The 17,689-nt window shown below is 42.0% G+C and carries 14 protein-coding genes; 11 read left to right on the top strand and 3 right to left on the bottom strand.

Annotation, left to right across the window (positions count from 1 at the left end; all coding sequences use genetic code 11):
• Window positions 1-82 precede the first annotated feature (82 nt).
• The 3 genes from araA (at window position 83) to GT508_RS01525 (ending at window position 4,096) form a co-directional block, all read left to right on the top strand.
• Entirely contained in the window at window positions 83-1,582 is a 1,500-nt protein-coding gene (gene araA, locus GT508_RS01535) for an L-arabinose isomerase (protein WP_055284346.1), read from the top strand.
• Window positions 1,583-1,714: 132 nt separating this feature from the next.
• On the top strand, window positions 1,715-3,307 hold the full coding sequence (locus tag GT508_RS01530) for a xylulokinase (RefSeq protein WP_161143433.1): 1,593 nt from the start codon (window positions 1,715-1,717) through the stop codon (window positions 3,305-3,307).
• Between the two features lie 87 nt (window positions 3,308-3,394).
• Complete coding sequence (locus GT508_RS01525; protein ID WP_055284348.1) at window positions 3,395-4,096, top strand: L-ribulose-5-phosphate 4-epimerase; 702 nt, start codon at window positions 3,395-3,397, stop codon at window positions 4,094-4,096.
• 81 nt (window positions 4,097-4,177) lie between these two features.
• Here GT508_RS01525 and GT508_RS01520 read toward each other — a convergent pair whose 3' ends face one another.
• Genes GT508_RS01520 through aroF form a run of 3 tightly spaced genes read right to left on the bottom strand, consistent with a single transcriptional unit; the run spans window position 4,178 to window position 7,058 of the window.
• On the bottom strand, window positions 4,178-4,924 hold the full coding sequence (locus tag GT508_RS01520; protein WP_055284349.1) for an SDR family NAD(P)-dependent oxidoreductase: 747 nt from the start codon (window positions 4,922-4,924) through the stop codon (window positions 4,178-4,180).
• Window positions 4,925-4,948: 24 nt separating this feature from the next.
• Window positions 4,949-6,010, bottom strand: coding sequence for a 3-dehydroquinate synthase (gene aroB / locus GT508_RS01515; protein ID WP_161143432.1), 1,062 nt, complete (start codon window positions 6,008-6,010; stop codon window positions 4,949-4,951).
• Window positions 6,011-6,044: 34 nt separating this feature from the next.
• Complete coding sequence (gene aroF, locus GT508_RS01510) at window positions 6,045-7,058, bottom strand: 3-deoxy-7-phosphoheptulonate synthase (RefSeq protein ID WP_161143431.1); 1,014 nt, start codon at window positions 7,056-7,058, stop codon at window positions 6,045-6,047.
• Between the two features lie 239 nt (window positions 7,059-7,297).
• Between aroF and GT508_RS01505 the strand changes: the two genes are divergently transcribed.
• The 8 genes from GT508_RS01505 to GT508_RS01460 all read left to right on the top strand — a co-directional run bounded on the left by GT508_RS01505 (window position 7,298) and on the right by GT508_RS01460 (window position 17,589).
• Window positions 7,298-7,927: a 4'-phosphopantetheinyl transferase family protein gene (locus tag GT508_RS01505; protein ID WP_161143430.1), complete on the top strand. Its 630-nt coding sequence runs from the start codon at window positions 7,298-7,300 to the stop codon at window positions 7,925-7,927.
• Window positions 7,928-7,943: 16 nt separating this feature from the next.
• Window positions 7,944-9,698, top strand: coding sequence for a glycoside hydrolase family 2 protein (locus GT508_RS01500; protein ID WP_204987901.1), 1,755 nt, complete (start codon window positions 7,944-7,946; stop codon window positions 9,696-9,698).
• Between the two features lie 1,776 nt (window positions 9,699-11,474).
• Window positions 11,475-12,923 (top strand): deoxyguanosinetriphosphate triphosphohydrolase, encoded by a 1,449-nt coding sequence (locus GT508_RS01485; protein WP_161143428.1) that lies wholly within the window; start codon window positions 11,475-11,477, stop codon window positions 12,921-12,923.
• A gap of 55 nt (window positions 12,924-12,978) precedes the next feature.
• The gene (locus GT508_RS01480; RefSeq protein WP_161143427.1) at window positions 12,979-13,782 is read left to right on the top strand and encodes a hypothetical protein; all 804 of its coding nucleotides are present in this window, start codon (window positions 12,979-12,981) and stop codon (window positions 13,780-13,782) included.
• Window positions 13,783-13,799: 17 nt separating this feature from the next.
• Window positions 13,800-14,303, top strand: a complete 504-nt coding sequence (gene tadA, locus GT508_RS01475; RefSeq protein WP_055284357.1) for a tRNA adenosine(34) deaminase TadA — start codon at window positions 13,800-13,802, stop codon at window positions 14,301-14,303.
• A gap of 15 nt (window positions 14,304-14,318) precedes the next feature.
• Window positions 14,319-15,158, top strand: a complete 840-nt coding sequence (locus GT508_RS01470; protein ID WP_161143426.1) for a helix-turn-helix domain-containing protein — start codon at window positions 14,319-14,321, stop codon at window positions 15,156-15,158.
• Window positions 15,159-15,356: 198 nt separating this feature from the next.
• A complete protein-coding gene (locus GT508_RS01465) occupies window positions 15,357-16,280 on the top strand; it encodes an alpha/beta hydrolase (RefSeq protein WP_227080693.1) in 924 nt (307 codons plus the stop codon).
• A gap of 13 nt (window positions 16,281-16,293) precedes the next feature.
• Entirely contained in the window at window positions 16,294-17,589 is a 1,296-nt protein-coding gene (locus GT508_RS01460) for an SLC13 family permease (protein ID WP_161143425.1), read from the top strand.
• Window positions 17,590-17,689 lie beyond the last annotated feature (100 nt).

Here is a 17,689-nt window from a genome sequence, read left to right as displayed (position 1 = left end):
AAAGTAAGTTTGTATTTTTATAATAGAGACATAATAAAGCTGTAGACGAAACAGAAAATTTGAATGAAAAGGAGTAAAAAATATGTTAAAAACAAAAAATTATCAGTTTTGGTTCTGTACAGGATCACAGGATCTTTATGGAGATGAGTGTCTTGCACACGTAGCAGAGCATTCAAAGATTATCGTAGATGCGTTAAATAAATCAGGAAACCTTCCATATGAAGTCGTATGGAAACCAACCATGATCACAAATGAAGTAATCAGAAAGACATTCAACGAAGCGAATACAGATGAGAACTGTGCCGGTGTTATCACATGGATGCATACATTCTCTCCTGCAAAATCATGGATCTTAGGATTACAGGAGTACAGAAAACCATTACTTCACTTACATACACAGTTCAACCGTGAAATTCCATATGACACTATCGACATGGATTTCATGAATGAGAACCAGGCAGCACATGGTGACAGAGAATATGGACACATTTTCAGCCGCTTGAATATGGAGCGTAAAGTTGTTGCAGGATATTGGGAAGATGAAGACGTTCAGAAACAGATCGGATCATGGATGCGTACAGCAGTTGGTGTTGTAGAAAGCAGCCACATCAGAGTTATGCGTGTAGCTGACAATATGAGAAACGTTGCTGTTACAGAAGGTGACAAAGTAGAAGCTCAGATTAAATTCGGATGGGAAGTAGATGCTTATCCTGTAAATGAGATCGTTGAAGCTGTAAATGCTGTATCTCAGGCAGATATTGATACATTAGTAGAAGAGTATTATGACAAATATGATATCCTTCTGGAAGGAAGAGATGAGAAAGAATTCCGTGAGCATGTAGCAGTGCAGGCTGGAATCGAACTTGGATTTGAAAGATTTTTGGACGAGAAGAACTATCAGGCAATCGTAACACACTTCGGAGATCTTGGTGGACTGAAACAGCTTCCGGGACTTGCAATCCAGAGACTGATGGAAAAAGGTTATGGATTTGGAGCAGAAGGTGACTGGAAGACAGCTGCTATGGTACGTGTTATGAAGATCATGACTCAGGGAATGAAGGATGCTAAGGGAACTTCATTCATGGAAGACTATACATACAACCTTGTACCAGGAAAAGAAGGCGTTCTGGAAGCTCATATGCTTGAGGTTTGCCCGACAATCGCAGATGGAAAGATCAGCATTAAAGAGCAGCCACTTAGCATGGGTGACAGAGAAGATCCGGCAAGACTTGTATTCACATCTAAGACCGGACCGGCTGTCGCAACATCTCTGATTGACCTCGGAGACAGATTCCGTCTGATCATCAACGATGTAGACTGCAAGAAGACAGAGAAACCTATGCCAAAACTCCCTGTAGCAACAGCATTCTGGACACCACAGCCGAACTTAAAGGTTGGAACAGAAGCATGGATTCTGGCAGGAGGAGCTCATCATACAGCATTCTCTTATGACTTAACAGCAGAGCAGATGGGTGACTGGGCAGCAAGCATGGGAATCGAAGCTGTATACATTGATAAGGATACAACAATCAGACAGTTCAAGAACGAACTCCTGTGGAACAGTGTTGCATTCCGGAAATAATTGAAATTATCACATAAGCAGTAACATTTCATTTTGCAGGGGATATCAAATAGATATTTCCCTGCAAAAATAGTATAATGGGTAGTATATAAAAAGAAAACTTATAAAAATAATATTAGGAGGAAGCGTACAATGAGTAACATAAAAGAAATCATTGAGAGCGGAAAAGCGTTTCTGGGAATCGAATTCGGTTCTACAAGAATTAAAGCGGTACTGATCGATGAGGAGCACAATCCAATTGCATCCGGAAGCCACACATGGGAGAACCGTTACGAGAACGGACTGTGGACTTACTCTTTGGATGATATCTGGACAGGTCTTCAGGACAGTTACCGTGACATGGCAGAAAATGTACAGAAAGAGTACGGAGTAACAATTAAAAAACTCGGAGCGATCGGATTCAGTGCCATGATGCACGGATATATGGCATTTGACAAAGAAGGAAAGCTTCTTGCACCATTCCAGACATGGAGAAACAGCAATACAGGAAAGGCTTCTGAAGTGCTGGTAGATTTGTTCCGGTACAACATACCACTGAGATGGAGTATCGCACATCTGTATCAGTGTATCCTGGATAAAGAAGAGCATGTAAAAGATATTGCATTTATGACAACGCTTGCGGGATATATCCACTGGCAGATGACAGGTGAGAAGGTTCTTGGTGTAGGTGATGCATCCGGAATGTTCCCAATTGATATGAATACAAAAGATTACGATGAAGAGATGATCCAAAAGTTCGATAAACTCATCGAAGGTGAGAACTATCCATGGAAAGTAAAAGAGATCCTTCCTAAAGTTCTGGTAGCAGGAGACGCAGCCGGTATTCTGACAGAAGAAGGAGCAAAGAAACTTGACCCTACAGGCAATCTGGAAGCAGGAATTCCACTTTGTCCTCCGGAAGGAGATGCAGGAACAGGTATGGTAGCTACAAACAGCGTAGCACAGCGTACAAGCAACATTTCCGCAGGTACTTCATTCTTTTCTATGGTTGTCCTTGAGAAGCCTCTGAAAGATTTGCATACAGAGATTGATATGGTTACAACACCTGACGGAAGTCTGGTTGCTATGGTGCATTCCAATAACGGAACCACGGACCTGAATGCATGGGTAAATCTGTTCAAAGAATTCGCAGATTCTATCGGAGCAGACGTGGATATGAACCAGATGTATGGAACACTTTATAATAAAGCACTGGAAGGCGATGCTGACTGCGGCGGAATCCTTTCTTACGGCAACTATGCAGGAGAGCCTATCACAAATGTAGAAAAAGGACGTCCGATGGTAGTAAGAACACCGGAGACAAAATTCACTCTGGCGAACTTCATGAGGTCTCATCTGTACACAGCACTTGGTGTTATCAAAGTCGGAATGGACATCTTAACAAAAGACGAAGGTGTAGAGATCGATACTGTTCTCGGTCATGGAGGACTCTTCAAGACAAAAGGTGTCGGACAGAAGATTTTGGCTGATGCGATCAACACACCGGTCGTAGTTATGGAGACAGCAGGAGAAGGCGGACCATGGGGAATGGCTATCCTGGCTGAGTACATGGTAAAACGTGCAGAAGGTGAGAAACTGGGAGATTATCTGAAGAATAAAGTATTCGGAAGCAATGCCGGAAGCAGAATTGATCCGGATCCGGAAGGCGTAGCAGGATACGAAGCATTTATGGAGACATATAAGAAGGGACTTGACGTAGAGCGTAGAGCTTGTGCTGATCTGTAAAAGCTGTCATATTGTGTAAAAGTAGAGGGGACACGGTGATGTCCCCGTATCTGTTATGATATAGAAGAGGTAAAGGAGATAAGAAAAATGCTGGAAGAATTGAAAAAAGAAGTATATGAAGCAAACATGCTTCTTCCAAAATATGATCTGGTAACATTTACATGGGGAAATGTAAGCGGGATTGACCGTGAAAAAGGACTTTTTGTCATCAAACCAAGCGGAGTCGATTATGACAAATTAACACCGGAAGACATGGTTGTTGTTGATCTTCAGGGAAACAAAGTAGAAGGAGACTTAAATCCATCTTCTGATACAGCGACACACGTAGAACTGTACAACAGATTCCCGAATATTGGCGGCGTTGTGCATACACATTCTCCATGGGCAACAAGCTGGGCTCAGGCAGGAAGAGGAATTCCTTGTTATGGAACTACACATGCAGATTATCTGTACGGAACAGTACCATGTGTAAGAAATCTTACAAAAGAAGAAATTGACGAAGCTTATGAGAAAAATACAGGTGTCCTGATCGCAGACAGATTCGATGAAGATGATCTGGATTATGTTGCAACACCTGCAGTACTCTGCAAGAATCACGGACCATTTACATGGGGCAAGGATGCTCACGAAGCAGTTCATAACGCAGTAGTATTAGAGGAAGTTGCCAAGATGGCAGCAAGATGCGAAATGATCAACCCGGACGTAAAACCTGCACCACAGGAATTACAGGATAAGCATTACTTCAGAAAACATGGAGCAAATGCTTATTATGGACAGCCAGGGAAATAAATGAATTGGTGTTAAAAAAGGATTACAAGAGACACTGCCAGTGATGACAGTGTCTCTTGTAGTCTTGGTATTCATTAGGTTTTATACTGTTGTGAACAGGTCGACAGACTGTCCGGTCATAACTGCCGGTGAATCTGCCAAAAGGTAGATGATTGCTTTTGCAACATCTTTTGAGCTTCCCATCGGGCAGCCGTCCTGTCCTACAGAGTGGTTGTAGACTCTCTGTCCCGGTGTGTCCACGATTCCAGGAGATACGGCATTGCATTTGATTCCGTATTCTTTGGTCTGGATAGCAGTTGTCTTGGTCATGGTTACGATACCGCCTTTTGCAACAGCGTATGCACCCATTTGAGATGCAATACGACCCATTCTTGAAGATACATTTACGATATCTCCTTTTCCTTGTTTTATCATTACAGGTACAACATTTTTAGTTACAAGGAATGGGATTCTCAAGTTTGTTTTGATGATCTGATCCCACTGTTCTTCTGACCATTCCCAGATCTTAATTGCCTGATGTTCGATATTTTTGTAGATCTCTTTTGGGTATCCGCCTGCATTGTTAACGAGAATATCAATTCTTCCGTATTTATCAACAACAGTTTTGACCATGTCGGCAACCTGTTCTCCGTCTGTAAGGTCTCTGGAAAGTGAGATTGCTGTTCCGCCGGCATCTTCGATCATTTTTACTGTTTCATCAAGATCAGACTGTGTTCTTGCTACTGTTACGACAGTGGCACCTTCAGCAGCGATAGCAAGTGCTGCGTCACGTCCGATTCCTTTTCCTGATCCTGTTACAATTGCGATTTTTCCTTCTAATTTACCCATGATATATATCCTCCAAAATTATATTTATACAAGCCTTGCTGTTTCATCAAAGAACTGAATGTCTGTAGCTTCGATGTAGCTGTCACCGATTTCATGAAGTAGTATGACGTTGAGATTACCGTTCAGATTCTTCTTGTCTAAGGCGATCGCTTCGGTTAATGTCCCAAGAGTGAGACCGCATTCAAAAGGAAGTCCGTAGGTTTTTAAAACCTGCTGGATACGGTCTGCAGTTCCTTTTGGTGTTAATCCTTTTTCCTCGGCAATCCTGGTAATCTGATACATGCCAATGGCAACGGCTTCGCCATGACTTTCCCGCTGATAATGGAAATGTTGTTCAATGGTGTGAGCCAGTGTGTGTCCGAAATTCAGTAACATACGCTCACCTGTGTCAAACTGATCATTTTCTACAACCATTCGTTTGATATCTACACAGCGTGTGATGATGGCAGGCAGTTCTTCTTTTAAATCTTCAAAAGAACTGTGTGATTCCAAGGTACTAAATAAATCCGCATCTTTGATGCAGCCGTATTTGATAACCTCTCCCATACCATCGTTGATAAATCGTTCCTTCAGCGTGTTAAGTACCAGTGGATCGATCAGCACCAGTGAAGGCTGATAGAATGCGCCGACCAGATTCTTGCCTTCCGGAAGGTCTACTGCGACTTTTCCACCGACAGAAGAATCAACCTGCGCCAACAGTGAAGTTGGGATCTGTACCAGTCTTACACCTCTTAGATAACTGGAAGCGGCAAATCCTGCAAGATCACCGATGACACCGCCGCCAAGAGCGATGACCAGATCACTTCTGGAAATCTTTGCTTCCAGCATGGCTTTGTAGACTGTCGGAAGTGTCTGGAAATCCTTGGTGGCTTCTCCGTGAGGGAGTACCAGATGATGGCATTCATAATCTGAATCCAGTGTACGGATCAGTGTATCTCCGTATAGAGGAAATACATTATCGTCCGAAATGATCATAATGCGTTTGCCATGATACATCTTACGGATATAGTTCCCTGACTGGGACAATATATTATTTTCAATATAAATAGGATAACTGTCTTTTCCCAGATTAACTGTAAGTTTCATTTTAAAGCTCCTGTAAACTATGAGGCTGCATACATTAGATGGATTTTCCGACTACATTTGCAATCTGTGCAACCTGTTTGAGTAATTCGTCGTATTTCTTAGGTTTTAATGACTGTGCTCCGTCGCAGAGTGCAGATTCGGGATCGTTGTGTACTTCTATCATCAGTCCGTCTGCTCCGGCGGCTATAGCAGCCATTGCCATGGAATCTACTAACCACCATTTTCCACCTGCATGACTTGGGTCAACGATGATTGGAAGATGTGTCAGTTTACGAAGTACAGGTATACTCTGAAGATCCAGAGTATTTCTTGTATAGCTTTCGAAAGTACGGATTCCACGTTCGCAGAGGATGACATTTTCATTACCGGATGCCATGATGTATTCTGCTGACATGATCCATTCTTCGTAAGTAGCATTCAGACCCCTTTTTAAGAGGATTGGACGATCAAGCTGCCCTAATTCTTTTAACAGGTCGAAGTTCTGCATATTACGTGCACCGATCTGGATAAGATCTACTTTTTCGTTAAATACATCAAGGTATTTGTCGGACATCAGTTCAGTTACGATCGGAAGACCGGTCTCTTCTTTAACTGCGGTTAAGATATCAAGACCTTCAAGCCCGAGTCCCTGGAATGAATAAGGGCTTGTTCTTGGCTTGAATGCACCTCCGCGGAGTAAGTTGGCTCCGGAAGCTTTTGCTGCCCGGGCAATTTCAAGAACCTGTTCGTATGATTCTACGGAACAAGGACCGGCGATCATTGCAAGATTGTTTCCGCCGACTTTTACGCCGGATACATTGATAATGGAATCTTCCGGATGGAATGCACGGTTAGCTAATTTGTACGGTTCCTGTACATGCATAACTTTATCAACTGCAGAATCAATCTCGAATAATTTGGAATCAACTTTGGCTGTGTCACCGATACAGCCGATCACTGTCATCTCCTTGCCTTGTACAATATGTGTGTCAAGACCTCTCTTTTTGACCATGTTCTCAACACGAGAAACATCATCTTTTGTAGTATGTGGTTTTAATACGATAATCATAATTAATATCCTCCAATATGTATGATCATTGTGCTTGTGTGATATTTTCTTTCTCGTGTGAATCTGTTGTGGTTGCACTGTAAAATATTCGCACTGCAAAACTTTAAATACCTAAAGCATGAAATTAATGATATATTAACGCAATGGAATTTGATTGTCAATACTTTTATTGGATAAATTCTTTCATTTTTTTAAAAGTGTGTTAGACTAAAATTGTATAGTAAAAAGGGAGTGGGAAAATGGTAAATGTATGGGCAGCAGATATTACACCACTATTAATAGAAGAAATATATCGTGCATATTATAACAGGGTGCCAAAGTGGAGAAAGGAAAAAGCGGATAAGCTGCGGAATGTGGCAGACCGTGCAAGGAGTGTCGGTGCATGGATCTTATGGGAGAAGATACAAGAGATGACCGGACTTCCGGAAGATGCTGTATTCAATCTGTCGCATTCGGGAAAGTATGTATTGTGCGCCTGCAGTGACCGGGAAGGCGTGCAGGTCGGATGTGATGTGGAGATGACGGGAGCATTAAGGATGTCAGTAGCTGAACGCTATTTCTGCCCATCAGAATGTAAGATCATCCGTGCAGGTGTGGATGAAAAAGAACAGGCAGAATGGTTCTACCGTTTCTGGGTATTAAAAGAAAGCTTTATGAAAGCTACCAGGAGGGGCATGGGACTGGATATGCGGACATATGAATTTGCCTGGAGGCCGGATGGCATACCATATATGAGAAAGCAGCCGGATGAATATCCCGGGATCTACCTGTGCAGGGAATATGAATTGAAGCAGGGGGATGCAAGAGCCGCAGTGATTACGACAGATGATGAAATCGGGGGGAGATTACAAGAAGTCAGACTTGCTTAAAAAGGGGTGTATGAACATGAGACAGTTAAAGACGAAATGGGCAGACAATATAAATGAAAAGAATGTATTAGGGGAATATCCAAGACCATTGATGCGCCGGAAAAGTTATGTGAATTTGAACGGTGTGTGGAAATATGCAATAAAAGATACAAAAGGATTTCCAAAGAAAATGAACGGAGACATATTGGTCCCGTTTTCACCGGAGGCAGCACTGTCGGGAGTCGGAAGACAGTTAAAGCCGGATGAGTTTTTATGGTATAAAAGGAGTCTTCCGGAAGAGATAAGACCAGAAGCAGGAAGTCGCTGGCTGCTTCATTTCGGAGCTGTGGATCAGTGTGCAGTTGTCTATGTAAATGGAAAGAAACAAGGAAAACATGTGGGCGGATATCTGCCGTTTTCATTCGATGTTACGGATGCATTGCAAGAAGAAAGAAATATACTGACAATAAAAGTAAAAGATTATTCCGATACATATTATTACAGCAGGGGAAAACAGAAATTAGAAAATGGCGGGATGTTCTATACGGCGCAAAGTGGAATCTGGCAAACGGTATGGATGGAAAAGGTTCCGGAGTATCACATCAAAGATCTGAAGATCACACCGCTTTATGATCAGTCTTCCGTTATGATACAGCTGGAAGATGCCGCCGGAAGAAAAGATATCGACTATGATGTGACGGTAACGGCAAGAACGATGTGGCCGTTAAAAACTGCCGGCAGGACAGGGAGACCATGTATGGTGAGAATTCCGCATATGAGAAACTGGAGTCCGGAGGATCCGTTTTTATATGATGTGCATATAAAGATGGGGAATGATTCGGCAGAGAGTTATTTTGCCATGCGTAAGATAGAAGTGAAGAATGACAAAAACGGAATCCCGAGGATCTTTTTGAACAACAAACCATATTTTCAAAAAGGAGTTCTGGATCAGGGATACTGGCCGGACGGCTTGTATACACCACCGTGTGATGAAGCGATGATCTATGATATCCAGAAGATGAAGGATCTGGGGTTTAATATGATCCGGAAGCATATCAAGATAGAACCGCAGAGATGGTATTATCATTGTGACCGGATTGGCATGCTGGTATGGCAGGATATGGTGAATGGAGGACGTGAATATAAGAGCTGGTATGTTACCTGGCTGGCAACAGCTATGGAAGGAACGCATATCCGTGCAAAGGATACAAGGCTGCATCTGATGGGACGTCAGGATCCGACCGGACAGAAACAGTTTGAAAGTGAAATGAAAGAAACGATCCGGCGGTTATATAATCATCCGTCCGTTGTGACATGGGTGATATTTAATGAGGGCTGGGGACAATTCAAGACGAGGAAGATGACAGACATTGCTCTGGCAGAAGATCATACCAGATTGATTGATTCTGCAAGCGGATGGTTTGATCAGGGATGTGGGGATATCAAAAGTATTCATGATTATTTCTTCCCGTTGAATATCACACCAGAAAAGCGGGTGACAGCGCTTACCGAATTCGGGGGATACTCGCTTCAGATTCCGAAGCACAGTATGTATGAAAAAGATATTTACGGATATAAGATATTTAAAAGAAAAAAAGATCTCAGCAGAGCGTATGAAAAATTGATAAAAAAACTCGTTATCCCGAATATCAGCAGGGGGTTAAGTGCAACGGTCTATACGCAATTATCGGATATAGAAGAAGAGGTAAATGGAATTCTTTCTTATGACAGAAAAATAGTAAAAATCGATGAAAATGTGGTGAGGGAATGGAACGAAAAACTTCATTTTTAACCGGAAATTCAGGGAAAATTGATGAGTTGCGTAGTTGACGTGATTTCGGTGATTTGTTAGAATATAAAAGGGAAAAATAAAGATTTATCAAGATAGAAAATTGTTTACAAAACCATAAAAAAACACATGAGGAGAGTATGGGAGTGTAAGAATAATTAAGGAGGAAGACGATGTTGGAATTAACATTTGGAGAACAGGTCAAGATCATTCTGAGCCGTAAAGGAATGACCATCAAAGAACTTGCAGAAAAGATAGAAAAACAGACAGGAAAAAAGATGTCGCGCCAGAACCTGACACAACGTCTCGGAAGAGATAATTTCCAGGAGCAGGATATGCGTATGATCGCAAAGATTCTGGAATGCCCGTTCTATTTAGATATATTAGAAGAACATGAAGACCGCACAGAGAAACCGGCGAAAGAACAGAAAGCTGCAGAACCGGAACAGAAAGCAGCACCTGCAAGAGCGGAAGAAAGGGATATTACGATTGGAGAATTGGTCGATATTCATAAAGAATTAGATGCGATTGAGAAGAAAAAAAACAAGAAAAAAGCAAAGAAAGTTGTAGAAGAGAATCCGGAATATGTCCAGGAGACGATTTTTGACTTCTTTGTGAATGAGAAAGCAGAAGAGCCGGAAGTAGAAGCAGAGCCGGAAGTGGAAGCAGAGGCGGAAGTAGAAGCAGAGGCGGAAGTAGAAGCGGAGCCGGAAGTAGAAGCAGAGGTGGAAGCAGAGCCAGTATATGAAGAAGCAGAGCCGGAGTATGCAGAAGAGCCGGTATATGAAGAAGTAGAGCCGGAGTATGCAGAAGAGCCAGTATATGAAGAAGAAGAGCCGGAGTATGCAGAAGAGCATACTCCGGCTCTACTTCTTCATATACCGGCTCTTCTGCATACTCCGGCTCTGCTTCTTNGAGCCGGAGTATGCAGAAGAGCCAGTATATGAAGAAGCAGAGCCGGAGTATGCAGAAGAGCCGGTATATGAAGAAGCAGAGCCGGAGTATGAGGAAGAGCCGGAAGTAGAAGAAGAGCCGGAGTATGCAGAAGAGCCGGCATATGAAGAAGCAGAACCGGAGTATGAGGAAGAGCCGGTAACTGAGCCGGAAGAGGAACAGGTAGAAGAGCCGGAAGTAGAAGAACCGGAACCAAAGAAGACTGAGACAGAGAAGAAGGCACATGGATGGAGAGCATTTTTCGGAATCCATAAAAAGCATGAAGAACCGGTGAAAGAAGAAAAAGAGGAAGAAAAACCGGAAATCCAATATCATGAATTTGATTATTCAGAAGATGGAGAATCAGGCGAACTTGCAGAAGAGTTTCTTCCAGATGAACCTGAGGAAGCAGAGACATATGCCGCAGAGACAGAAGCGGCTGCATATGAAAATGCAGAACAGTTAAATACGAACTATGATGCAGGACATCAGAACAGGTATGCACAGGAGAATGAAGAGGATTTATTTACATCAACGGAAGAGGATCTTGAGAAAGGGGAACTTAACCCTTATACCGGACATGAATATGAATCGAACAGTGTAAGAATGCATCCGAACCGGATCGGCTATGTGCAGGTATATGACCGTGGAACTCATCAGTGGACAGATATGACGGAGTGGGCGTTTCTCGGATATCAGGAGCGTAAGAAAGCGTTACTTGGCAAAGATTATGAGCCGCCGATCTATCTGGATTAATGGAAAATGAACTTAAGAAAGTAATGCTGTAAATAAGGTGTTCAGCCGGAGATCCGGCTGGACACTTTTTGACAAAAAGGAGGATGTAAAATGGAGTGGACAAGACTTTTATCGACAAAGAGACAAAGGCCGGGCAGACATCAGGATGTACGTTCCGCCGATACCGATCTGAGAAGCGAATTTGAAAAGGATTACCACAGGATCATCGGAAGTGCATCATTTCGGAGACTTCAGGACAAGACACAGGTATTTCCATTAGATAAAAGTGATTTTATTCGGACCAGGCTGACCCATTCTATGGAGGTATCATCGCTGGCAAAATCGCTGGGACAGAATATCGGCGAAAGCATACTGGCACATAAGAAAGATACAAGTTTCACTCCGGGGATGAAAGAAGATATTTGCAATATTCTTCAGTGTGCAGGACTGATTCATGACATTGGAAATCCTCCGTTCGGACATTATGGGGAGTTTGCGATCAGAGAGTGGTTTGAACGGAATCTTCCGGTGTTAAAATATCACGGAACACCGATAGAAGAATTGCTGGAAGAACAGATGAGGGAAGATTTTTATCATTTTGAAGGAAATGCACAGGCGCTCAGGCTGGTGAGTAAGCTTCATTTCCTGGTAGATGAAAATGGAATGAATCTTACCTATGCGCTTTTAAACACAATTATAAAATATCCGGTGGCATCTACACAGATCCGGCCAAAGTCCGGGGATATCCGTGAAAAAAAGATGGGATATTATTATGCGGACCGGGAGTTATTCGAAGATATCGTGATGGAGACAGGGACGGGAAATTGCAGACATCCTCTGACATTTATTCTGGAGGCAGCAGATGATATTGCATATAAAACGGCAGATATCGAAGATGCATTTGTGAAAGGGTTCATTACTTATCACAGTCTGCGGGATGAATTGCGGAAGCTTCAAAACAGGGAAAAGAAGCTGGCAGTTCCGGAACAGGCGGAATGGAATAGATTCCGGCCGGCAGATAAACTGGTGGAATTATATGAACGTGCAAAGAAAAACGGAGTAGATAACCCCGGAGATTATGCAGTGAAAAACTGGATCGTAAAGGCACAGGGAGTTCTGATCGGATATGCAACATCTGGATTTACTTCTCATTACGATGAGATTATGAATGGAGTATATAAAACAGATTTATTCGCAGATACACCGGCGGAAGGACTTGTAAAATTACTTGGAGAGATTGCATGCAAATGTGTGTTTAAGTCAGAAACAATCTACCGGATGGAAGTGAAGGAAGCAGTGATGCTTGACAATCTGATGGACCGCTTCATGGGTGCGATAATTAAATATGATGATCCGGCACAGAAACTGAATTCTATAGAAGAACGGCTGGTTTCGTTTATTTCCAATAATTACAAAAAAGCATACTGCTATCATGCGGAGGGACAGCCAGACATTTACCGGTTGTATCTGAGATTATTACTGGTTACGGACTATATCTGCGGAATGACCGACAGCTATGCGAAGAGGTTGTATCAGGAATTGAATGCGATTATGGCATAAAAGAGAATATTTCAGAATAGATTGTGATAAATAGCCGTAAACAGGAGTGGGTATTTTGAGACGGTTTATTCGATATCTGTATGAATACGAACAAGAGAAGAAGATGCGGAATGTAGGCTTCGTAAAAATAGAACAGGATATGGAACAGTGTGTGATCCATGTACACGGAAAAGGATTCCGGATGGAAGAAGACGCAAAGGGACTGGAAGTATATTTGTTCTGGAATCAGGATGAAAAATGTACCGGAATCAATATGGGAGTGACAGAGCCGCCGTCTCCCGGACTGAATTATCAATTGTGTTATACACCGGAAGATATGGGGGAGAAAGAAAATTATGGTCTGGTCAACGGAATTATTTTGAAAGACATAAGCGGGCACTGTTATGCTGCAGTGTGGAATGACGATGCGGTAAATATCTGTCAGATGGAAAAGTGGGAGATGGCGGAGGAAGAGACGCATGAAAAAGAAAAGAGTATTGCAGAGGCTTCAGAGGAACAGGAAGTAAAGGAATGTGGGAAAAGATACAAAGTCAGAAAAATCCAACGGAAAGATATGGTATGTCTTCCGAGATGTGAATGGAAGCATGCGAACAATAGTTTTCTGGTTCATGGATATTATAATTATCATCACCTGATATTGACAGTCTGTGATGGTCAGTTAAAATTAGGAGTACCTGGAGTATATCATCCACAGGAAGCAAAAGCAGCAGAAAGTTTTGGGTTTCCGGAATTTCTGCCGTTTGAGGAGACCGGACTTGCGCTTACGGAAGAAGAAACGAATGACAGAGAGACATTCGGATACTGGTGCAGAGATGTCCGCGGATCGGAAGACTGCGCAGATATACAAAGAAAAATATAATCAGATGGAGTGTGGAAATGCAAAGTACAGATGAAAAATATATGAAAGAAGCAATCAAACAGGCGAAAAAAGCTTATGCGATCGGAGAAGTACCGATCGGGTGTGTGATTGTGTATCAGGATAAGATCATAGGAAGAGGGTACAACCGGAGAACGATTGACAACAATACCCTGGCACATGCGGAACTGGCTGCGATCAGAAAAGCAAGCAGGAAAATGAATGACTGGAGACTGGAAGATTGTACGATGTATGTGACACTGGAGCCTTGCCAGATGTGTTCCGGTGCAATCGTACAGTCCCGGATGACAAGGGTGGTAGTCGGTTGTATGAATCCAAAAGCCGGTTGTGCGGGATCGATCTTAAATCTTCTGGATATGCCGGAATTTAACCATCAGGTGGAATTGACGACAGGAGTCATGGAAGAAGAATGCAGCCAGATGATGAAATCATTTTTTAAAGAATTAAGAGAGGCAAGGAAGAAGAAAAAGCAACTGGAAAAAGAGCAGACAGAGGAAATATAAGAGACAGGTGACCAGATGAATGAAAAGACGGTAGGAATGCTTGCAAAGTTTACAGGGGTGTCCGTGCATACAATAAAATATTATGAGAAGATTGGTCTGTTGAGTTCTGCGAGAAGAGAACATTCAAATTACAGGTCGTATGATATAAGGGCATGTACGGATATTTACGAATGTATGAAGTATAAAAATCTTGGCTTCGCATTGAAAGATATCAGAAATCTGATAAAAGAAGCGGATTCGGAAGCAGTAGAGGATCTACTGAAAAAAAGGTTAGAAGAAATAGAGATCGCACTGTCTGAGCTGCAGGAGATTAAGAAACATGTGACGGATTATCTTGCAGAGACGAAAGAGATAGAAAAGAAACTGGGAAACTGGTATATAGAAGAAATGCCGGATTTCTGGATCCGATTCCAAACGGAAAACATGGAATATGGAAAAGATGCGCAGCTTGAATCAGACGGGATTAATTTTATGGATTATGCGCCGGAAAGTAAATCGGTACTTAAGATAAGCAGGGAAAGTCTGAATGGTATAGAAAATCGGTTTTCCTGGGGACAGGCAGTGCGGGCAGAGTATATAGAAGATAAAGTAAAATGCGGCAATGCATGGAGCAGGCAAAAAGGATATACCAGGATAAAAGGTGGGAGAGCATTTGTATTTTACCTCAAAATTACAGGAGCATATGCATCGGATGGAATATTGCAGAAGAAGATCAGGGAGATATACCGGGAGTTTCAACAAGATATGGATGTACCGGGAGATGCTTACTGTGTAAGGATCAAAATTACGCATGATGAAGAAGAAAATGACTGGAATTATCTGAAAATATATATATTGCTGAAACCTGAGAGTTAATCTCAGGTTTTCGCACTTTAGTGGGATAAAATGATAAAAATAAGGTGATATTAGAAAGAAATGATAGAAACAAACGATAGAAAACTTGAAAAAAGACTAAAATTCATAAAATGTATTAATATAAGTACACTTGACCTGATACCTGTATCCAGTTATAAAATTAACAATATAGAAAAACGGAGCAGGAGGAAACAGATAATGACAAGTGAAGAAATCAAAAATATGAGTTTTGAAGATTTCCGGATACAACTTGAGGGTATGGAAGAGGTTCAGAAACTTACAGCAGATGGAACGGAGAGATATGGAATATATAAGCATGATGTATGCTATGTAAACAGAGATGGGATTGAACGTACGCTTCAGATGATCGTACCGGAGACGAATGCCAAAGCAGAGGAAACATATCCGGCAATTTTGTATGTGCAGGGATCGGCATGGAGAAAGCAGGATAACTATAAAAGGCTCGGAGCAATGGCAGATCTTGCAAGGCGTGGATTTGTGACAGCAATCCTTCAATATAGAGAAAGTGAGCTTGCTGCATTTCCGGCGCAGGTAGAGGATGCAAAGACAGGAGTTCGTTTCTTAAGAAAACATGCAGAAGAATATCGTATTGATCCGTCACAGATCTTTTTAATGGGAGATTCAAGCGGCGGTAATACAGCGTTTATTGCAGGTGTGACAGCAGATCAGGAACTGATGGACACAGACGTCTATAAAGAATATTCCTGCAAGGTAAATGCAATCGTAGATTTCTATGGTGTTACATGCGTGCAGATAAAAGAAGATTTTCCAACGACACTGAATCAGGGAGAGCCGGACAGTCCGGAAGGAATGCTGATCGGTAAGAAGAATGTATATGAATATCCGGAACTTTCCAATGCAGTTACCTGTATGAATTATGTAAACAAAGAGACCGAGATACCGCCGGTACTGATGATGCACGGACTTGCAGATGATCTGGTTGCACCTGAACAGAGTATCCGCCTGTATAAGAAACTGAGAGAAGAAGAAAAAGAAGTAGAATTTTATCTGATAGAGAATGCAAAGCATGGAGATCCGGCATTCTGGACAGAGAAGAATATGGATATTGTGGAAAAATTTCTGAAAGTCCACATGGATTAAGGAGGTGCAGACTATGAATGCTACTGTAATGGCGATTATTCTGGTATTGATCGTTGTGGCAACGGTTGTCACGAAGAAAGTACCATTTAATTTTGTATTATTTATTGTACCGGTCATATGTTCGTTACTTTTGGGCTTTAGTTTACAGGAGACAAGTGATTTTGTACTGGAACAGTTCAGTTCAATCATGAAATCAGCAGGCTTCATGTTATTATTTGCATTTCTGTATTTTCAGATGCTTACGGAAGCAGGGGTATTTGATACCATTGTATCCGCAGTGACGAATAAGCTTGGCAATAAGATGAATGTTATTGTAATTATGATCCTGACATCCGTAATTGCAGCATTTGCAATTCTGACAGGTAATTTTACACCGGCGTACCTGATCACGTTCCCGGTGTTGGTACCACTTTATAAGAAATATGATTTTGACCGTGAGGCAGCGTTTATCATAGCACAGACTGCAATGTCTGCGATGTGCTTTATTCCGTGGGGGATTGGAATGGCATATACGGCATCTTCGGCAGGATTATCTGCCAATGAATTGTCAAAGGCATCGATTCCATGGGCATTATGTTTTATCCCGGCCATCATTTTGCAGTGGGTATACTTCGGGATCAGGCATAAGAAACGCGTGGGAACATTTGGTGTAGTTGAGGAAAATGTAGAAGAAGAGACAAAAGAAGTAGAAGAGAATCCGTACAGACGACCAAAGCTTTTCTGGATTAATTTTATCTTATTCATTGTATTTATGGTTGGTCTTGGTGTATTCAGTCTGCCTCCGTATCTGGTATTTATGGCAGCAACGGTCGTAACGGCAATGATCAACTATCCGAAGAATTTTGGGGAAATATTTGGTAAAGTCGGACCGATGTATCTGAATATTATCGTAATGCTGCTTGCGATCTCTGTATATCAGGCAGTATTCAATAATACGGGAATGGTAGGAGCGATCTCAGACGGTCTGATTAAGATCTGTCCAAAGTTCATGCTGGAATATATACATATCATCTTGCTGTTATTATGTGTAATTATTATTTACTTTATTCCATTCCAGATCTTCAATGCAATGTATCCGGTGTTTATCTCTATCGGGGCAGGATTTGGAATTCCGGCAGTGACGATCATTGCACCGTTCGTATGTAATCTGTCACTGGCAACAAGTTCAACACCGACAAACTCATCAACTTATCTCGGATGTGCGTTGACCGAGACGGATGTACAGCACTTCTGCAAGAAAGCAGTTCCGGTACAGACAGTAACGAATGCGATCGTAATATTGCTGGCAGTAATATTTGGTATAATATAAAAAAATATCCACATGCGGGAAACTGGTATGCTCCCCGTCAAGAGGACAATAAAAAATAATAAATTTTTGTATCGTCAGCCATGCTATGGCTGGCGATATT

The organism is Dorea sp. BIOML-A1 (assembly GCF_009875615.1).
GTDB lineage: Bacteria > Bacillota > Clostridia > Lachnospirales > Lachnospiraceae > Dorea_A > Dorea_A amylophila.
The sequence above is the reverse complement of the archived record's forward strand: the minus strand, read 5'-3'. Positions and strand labels throughout refer to the sequence as shown.